We start from the raw sequence: 5837 nt of genomic DNA, 5'->3' as shown, positions 1-5837 counted from the left end.
ATTATATTATTTGCGAATTAAAGGTTTTTATATTTCTTTTTCAACAAATGAAGCAGTTAGGAAATAATCAAACTTAACTCTACTGAAGAAGAACCCATTTTAATCAAACTTTATTTCAAAGCAATATAATACAAAGTTTTTTTATATTGGCTGTCACAAAATCCTTTCCTCATTCGTTTTGATTACAGAACAAATGTAGGAGGGATTTTTTATGTTTAAATATGATGTTGCAATCACGGGTGGAGGATTGGCTGGGTTGACAGCAGCAAATTTATTGGCGAGAGAAGGAAAAAAGGTCGTTGTTTTGGAAAAATCGAATCGTCTAGGTGGAAGAGCGATGACAAATGATAAAAATGGGGTTCTTATGAATTTGGGACCGCATGGATTGTATATGTCAGGGGATGCTACGAACATTTTAGCTGAACTTGGAATATCTCTTCCAGGTGGGAATGCTACGAAAGCTATTCATATTCACGGCATTTTAAATCATGCCGTTCATGTCATTCCAACAGATTTTTCATCGATTATGTCATCAACACTTATATCGTGGAAAGCTAAATTTATGTTCGGAAAATTAATGGTAAAGATTATGCAATTAAATATTTATTCCATTCCGGAAATTAGCCTTAAGGAGTGGGCAGATTCTGAAATATCCGATCCGATGGTGAGGCATATATTTTATTCGATTTGTCGTTTGACTTCCTATACGAATGCCTCGACTTTACAGCTTGCAAAGCCAGTTTTGAAACAGGTGAAGCGCTCATTAAATGCGGGTGTCTTATATGTTGATGGAGGTTGGGAAACGATTGTTCAAAAACTTAAGAAGCAGGCAGAAGCGTGGGGGGCTGAAATATTAACGAATAAAAATGTAACAAATATTGAACATCATGAGCAATATCAAATCATACAATGCTCAGATGGTACGATTATTCACGTTCCTGATTGTATCGTTGCAGCCCCTCCAAAAGAGGCAATCAACATGATAAATGGTGCAGAACATACTTCGTTACGTCTCTGGAATGAACAAGCAATTCCTGTTACGGCATGCTGTTTAGATATAGGGATTAAAAAGTTACCTAACCCAAAACATCAATTTGCGATAGGACTAGACCAAGCTTTGTTTTTCACGAACCAATCAAGGGCTGCAAAGTTAAGTGAGGACGGGACATTGGTTGTAAGTTTAGCAAAATACCATAATCCAATGGAAGAAATTAACGTAAATGCAGATAAGCAACAATTAGAATCAGTAATGGATTTGCTTCATCCTGGATGGCAAAAAGAAGTCGTGGTGCAACAATTTTTACCGAAACTAACGGTATCGCATGATTTTCCACATGTAAAACGAAAAGAAAATCCGGGTCCAAGAATACCAGAAATGAAAGGAATTTTTATTGCAGGAGATTGGGCAGGACATGAAGAAGTATTAGCTGATGCTGCAGTTGCGAGTGGGAAGCGTGCAGCGCGAGAAATTTTAAAAGCAAACGAAATGATTTTAGCAAAGGAAGGTTAATCGTTTTGGAGACTGAACAATTGTATCAGACGTATAAGCCTTTGTTATTTTCGATCGCCTACCGAATGACGGGAAGTGTTGCGGATGCAGAAGATCTTGTACAAGAGGCGTTCCTAACGTATAACCGTGTTAGCAGCGAAAAAGTCATTGAAAACAAGAAAGAGTATTTATGTAAGATCGTGATGAATAGCTCCGTAGACAAATTGCGATCAGCTGCTAGTAAGCGTGAGGTTTATGTTGGAGAGTGGCTGCCAGAACCATTTGTAGATGCAGGAAATGACCCTTTTCATACTTATTTGATGAAGGAATCTATCTCGACCGCTTATCTCTTGCTTTTGCAGCAGTTATCTGAAGCTGAACGAGCTGTCTTCCTATTACGAGAAGTTTTTCAGTATAGCTATGAAGAAATTGCAGCTATTATTGAAAAATCATCTACCAATTGCAGGCAGATTTTTCACAGAGCCAAAAAAAGCATGGAGAACCGCCCAAAAACTTCTACTTTGGATTTCCAATCGATGAGAAGCAGCGTAGAACAATTTACGATGGCGCTACAAAAAGGGAATATCCATAAAATGCTAGATTTATTGAAGAAAGATTCTGTATTTATTTCTGACGGTGGTGGCAAAGTAAAAGCTGCGCTAAATCCAATCTATACATCAGAGCGAATTGTCATTTTGTTTACAAGCATTATGAAAAAACTGCCTGAAAACTCAAGAATGGAATTCAAAGTTGTAAATGGGTACCCAGGCGTTGTCGTATCAATTAATGGCTATGTCGCTTATGTAATCTCGATGGAGTTCCAAGACGATAAAATTTGGCGTATTTATATGGTGGCCAATCCGGATAAATTGGCACACTTGCAAAAATAAAAATGGTATTCGATGATTTTCACCTTTTAAACCATACTATTTTTTGTAATGGGAATCGTTGGAAATTTACAGAGGCAAGGGTCAGGAAGTTATATTGCTCAATCCTTTACTAATGAATATGACAGTTGCCCTTTCCTGGGCAGCTATTCTTGTTGAACTAAAGGTGCAGTTTAGTTTAAGAAGGAAGAGCAAAAGGATAGATATAATATTATGGGGAATCATCCTGTAAAATTACAGGATGATTTTTTTAGTAATTAAAGCCAAATGAAGTAATTGTCCGTCTAATAGGTGAAAAGAAGTTAAGGAGGTGGCTCGGTTGTTAAATTTAATTAGAAAGGCACAAAAAGGAAATGATAAAGCATTTTTGACATTATTTCAGCAATATGAAGAAGACATTTATCGAACAGCATTTGTATATGTAAAAAATCAAAGCGATGCTCTTGATGTTGTTCAGGAGACAGCATATCGTTCATTTAAATCAATTAAAAATCTTAAAGAACCTAAATACTTTAAAACTTGGTTAATAAAAATTGCTATTAGTTGTGCTATTGATTTGCTTCGTAAGCAGAAAAACGTAGTTCAAATGAAGCCAGAATTTGAGGAATTCATACCTGGAGATGTCAATGAAGATATTGATTTAGAAATAACAGTTCGAGACCTAATCGAACAATTAAACGAAGATGAGAAAAGCGTAATTGTTTTAAGATTTTACGAAGGTTTGACAATTAAAGAAGTATCAGAAACTCTTGAAATACCTTTGGGTACGGCAAAGACAGTTTTATACAGAGCTTTAAATAAGCTCCGTAAAGATTTGAAAGGAGATGGTTTATATGAGCAATAAAATTAAAAAAGAAATGAATAGAATCCAAATTCCAAAAGAACTAAGTGAAAGAAGCAAAATGGGGGTTTCAAAAGCGAAATCAGAGATGGGAAAATCAAAACGTAAATGGTCTTATATTATCGGACCCGTAATAGCAGCTTCACTTGCTTTAGGAATTTTCGGACCTAATTACTTTTCAAATACCCCCCCAGAGAATCCTATTATTAGAACTATGGAAACAAATTCTGTTATTGATATATACAACCCAAGAGAAGTTGTAGGTTTTTCAGATAATGTATTTTTAGGAAAGGTTATAAAACAAGTTGATACAAAATCACTGAATGGTTATCCGGAAACACAATTTGAGGTTGAAGTGCTCGATAATATCAAGGGAGAGTTGAAAGGTACTATTAAAGTTAATCAACAAGGTGGGTACGAGGGAGAATATTTGTTTCTGATGGAAGATGACAAACTTCTTGTTAAAGGACAAACGTATTTATTTGCCACAAGGTACTTAAAAGAAGAAAACTGGCACACTGTAATACCTGTTGGCGGGGATATTCCTTTTAATAATGATGGAGAAAAGAAAGAACTTATTGAAAAATACAAGAAGGCTTACAAAGAAGAAATACCATTTAAAATTGGTGAGTAACCACTTAAAGTGGCATTTTATGAAAAAGGATTAATGCATTTTTATAGAAATCCTTATTGAGCTAACGGGTGCTTTACCTTAATAAGGTCCTTGAAATTACTTTTCACAATAGGGAGCATTTCTTTAATATATATAAGCAGGGTCAGTCCATTCTAAAAGTATATAATATGACAATGGCATCCGAATAGATCTATTCAGGATGCCTTTTTGTCTACCAAATCATCAACACCAAAGAAGCTTTATTCTAATAAGATAACATTAAGAAATTAATTTATCCTCAAATATAATTATTCTTCAAGAACGTCTTTAATAAATGGTTTATATTCCACAACAGAAGATAATTTTATTAAGGTAGACGGTTCTCCGTAAGGTAAAGTAGCATCAATAAATTCCTCAAGTATTTTCACTGATTCCGTTACGACTTTTACTAAATAACTATACTGACCTGCTAATCGATGGCATTCTACTACTACCGGATGTTCTTTACAAAAACCTCTAAATTTCTTTCCTTGTTTCGTATCGAATAAAATAAATGCTGTTACATTTTTATTGAGTTTTTCAGGATCGATGATAGCCCTATACCCTTTTATAACTTCTTTATCCTCAAGTTTTTTTACTCTTTCGTTTATTGCGGGAGTTGAAAGTCCAATCTTCTTTCCTAATTCTGTCATTGATATACGAGCATTGTTTTGAAGTTGAATAAGAATGCTTTGATCAATTTCATCCAAGGCAGCCTCCACCTTTACATTAAAAATTTAAGTAGATATATATTATTAAAGTTTAAAATTAAGTAATTTCATTAAAAAACCTTAAAAAAGTTATGTATTTAGAATAATATACCATATAAAATTGTAATCAATAAGGTTAAATAATTTTATTAAAAGGGGAGGGGAATTCAAATGGAAATATATCAAGCTACCATTGAAGATTTAGAAGGAGTATCAAATTTATTTAATTTGTATCGAATGTTTTATCAACAAACATCAGATTTAGAAGGTGCTAAGACTTACATAAGAAATCGTATAGAAAGCAAGGATTCTATTATATTCGTTGTTAAAGATAAACAAGAGTATGTAGGATTTACTCAACTTTATCCCACGTTTTCATCAATATCCATGAAAAGAGCATGGATACTAAATGACTTGTATATAGATGTAAAAAACAGGAACCAAGGAATAGGAGAAATGCTCTTACATAAAGCAAAAGATTTCGCTATTAAAACAGGTGCTAAAAGTATTAGTTTGGAAACAGCACCAGATAATTACGTTGCTCAAAGATTATATAAAAAAAATGGATACAAAAAGGACTCTCAATATTATCATTATGATTTAGATTTAGCTGAATAGCCTTTAATGCTTATTCAACTATCGGGTAGCGATAGTTAAAGATTAGAGCTGTCATAAGGGCAGCTTTTTCTTCTTGAACTAACGGTGCAGTTTAGTTGAAGAATTAATCATCATTCTTAATATATAATAGAACCAAAATGCGAATTAAAAGTGGGATAAAAATATTGCAAGTTCAGATAACATATAAAAAAGCACTGAATTAACAGTGCATCCGGAATTGCAAGATATTAAAAAGTTTCGTTTACTTCCCAAAATTCAACAATTTGCCTAGCTTGCATAGGTTGATAGCCCATCCCCATTAAATATGAAATTGCTGCAACTTCTCTCATTGCATGATTGTAGGAAGTATACTGGGCTTCCTTTAAACCATATTGCACAATAGGTTGGACTGCGTTTAATACTATAAACTTCATTTGTTGTGGATTTTGCATATAGCCATAGGTATTCATTAAATCGCTCCTTAATCTCTAAAGATGCGACATTTATCACGATTCAACGGCTATAGCCTATAATAGTATTATTATCAATTAAAAATAATTCGCAGTTCGAAAATATTGGGAAGAAAGTACTTAAGGTAACGGGTGCGTTGATTCAAGAAGGATTAACCACCTTTTTTGTTGAATTCTTTATTGAACAAACG

7 protein-coding genes are annotated in these 5837 nt (G+C 33.9%); 5 read left to right on the top strand and 2 right to left on the bottom strand.

The window, feature by feature from the left end:
* Window positions 1–211: 211 nt before the first annotated feature.
* From V7138_RS05750 to V7138_RS05735, 4 genes are all read left to right on the top strand, one after another.
* Complete coding sequence (locus tag V7138_RS05750; RefSeq protein WP_335394877.1) at window positions 212–1510, top strand: phytoene desaturase family protein; 1299 nt, start codon at window positions 212–214, stop codon at window positions 1508–1510.
* Window positions 1511–1515: 5 nt separating this feature from the next.
* A complete protein-coding gene (locus V7138_RS05745; RefSeq protein ID WP_335394875.1) occupies window positions 1516–2379 on the top strand; it encodes an RNA polymerase sigma-70 factor in 864 nt (287 codons plus the stop codon).
* Window positions 2380–2695: 316 nt separating this feature from the next.
* The gene (locus V7138_RS05740) at window positions 2696–3220 is read left to right on the top strand and encodes a sigma-70 family RNA polymerase sigma factor (RefSeq protein WP_335394873.1); all 525 of its coding nucleotides are present in this window, start codon (window positions 2696–2698) and stop codon (window positions 3218–3220) included.
* Window positions 3210–3851 carry a hypothetical protein gene (locus tag V7138_RS05735; RefSeq protein WP_335394871.1) on the top strand — a complete coding sequence of 214 codons (642 nt, stop codon included), beginning with the start codon at window positions 3210–3212 and terminating at the stop codon, window positions 3849–3851. The genes V7138_RS05740 and V7138_RS05735 overlap by 11 nt, the downstream gene beginning before the upstream one ends.
* Window positions 3852–4138: 287 nt before the next feature.
* On the opposite strand, the gene V7138_RS05730 is transcribed toward V7138_RS05735, so the two are convergent.
* On the bottom strand, window positions 4139–4579 hold the full coding sequence (locus V7138_RS05730) for an Lrp/AsnC family transcriptional regulator (protein ID WP_335394870.1): 441 nt from the start codon (window positions 4577–4579) through the stop codon (window positions 4139–4141).
* A gap of 171 nt (window positions 4580–4750) precedes the next feature.
* Here V7138_RS05730 and V7138_RS05725 point away from each other — a divergent pair, with 171 nt between their 5' ends.
* Complete coding sequence (locus V7138_RS05725) at window positions 4751–5197, top strand: GNAT family N-acetyltransferase (protein ID WP_335394868.1); 447 nt, start codon at window positions 4751–4753, stop codon at window positions 5195–5197.
* Window positions 5198–5424: 227 nt separating this feature from the next.
* Here V7138_RS05725 and V7138_RS05720 read toward each other — a convergent pair whose 3' ends face one another.
* Window positions 5425–5646, bottom strand: coding sequence for a hypothetical protein (locus V7138_RS05720; RefSeq protein WP_335394866.1), 222 nt, complete (start codon window positions 5644–5646; stop codon window positions 5425–5427).
* Window positions 5647–5837 lie beyond the last annotated feature (191 nt).

Source organism: Bacillus sp. JJ1533, from assembly GCF_036965045.1.
GTDB lineage: Bacteria > Bacillota > Bacilli > Bacillales > Bacillaceae_L > Ferdinandcohnia.
This window is presented reverse-complemented; position numbering and strand designations above follow the sequence as displayed.

Excerpts from the sequence above, each read along its gene's own strand:
- V7138_RS05725 (WP_335394868.1), top strand. The coding sequence starts at position 4,751 with ATGGAAATATATCAAGCTACCATTGAAGATTTAGAAGGAGTATCAAAT.
- V7138_RS05750 (WP_335394877.1), top strand. The coding sequence starts at position 212 with ATGTTTAAATATGATGTTGCAATCACGGGTGGAGGATTGGCTGGGTTG.
- V7138_RS05735 (WP_335394871.1), top strand. The coding sequence starts at position 3,210 with ATGAGCAATAAAATTAAAAAAGAAATGAATAGAATCCAAATTCCAAAA.
- V7138_RS05720 (WP_335394866.1), bottom strand. The coding sequence starts at position 5,646 with ATGAATACCTATGGCTATATGCAAAATCCACAACAAATGAAGTTTATA.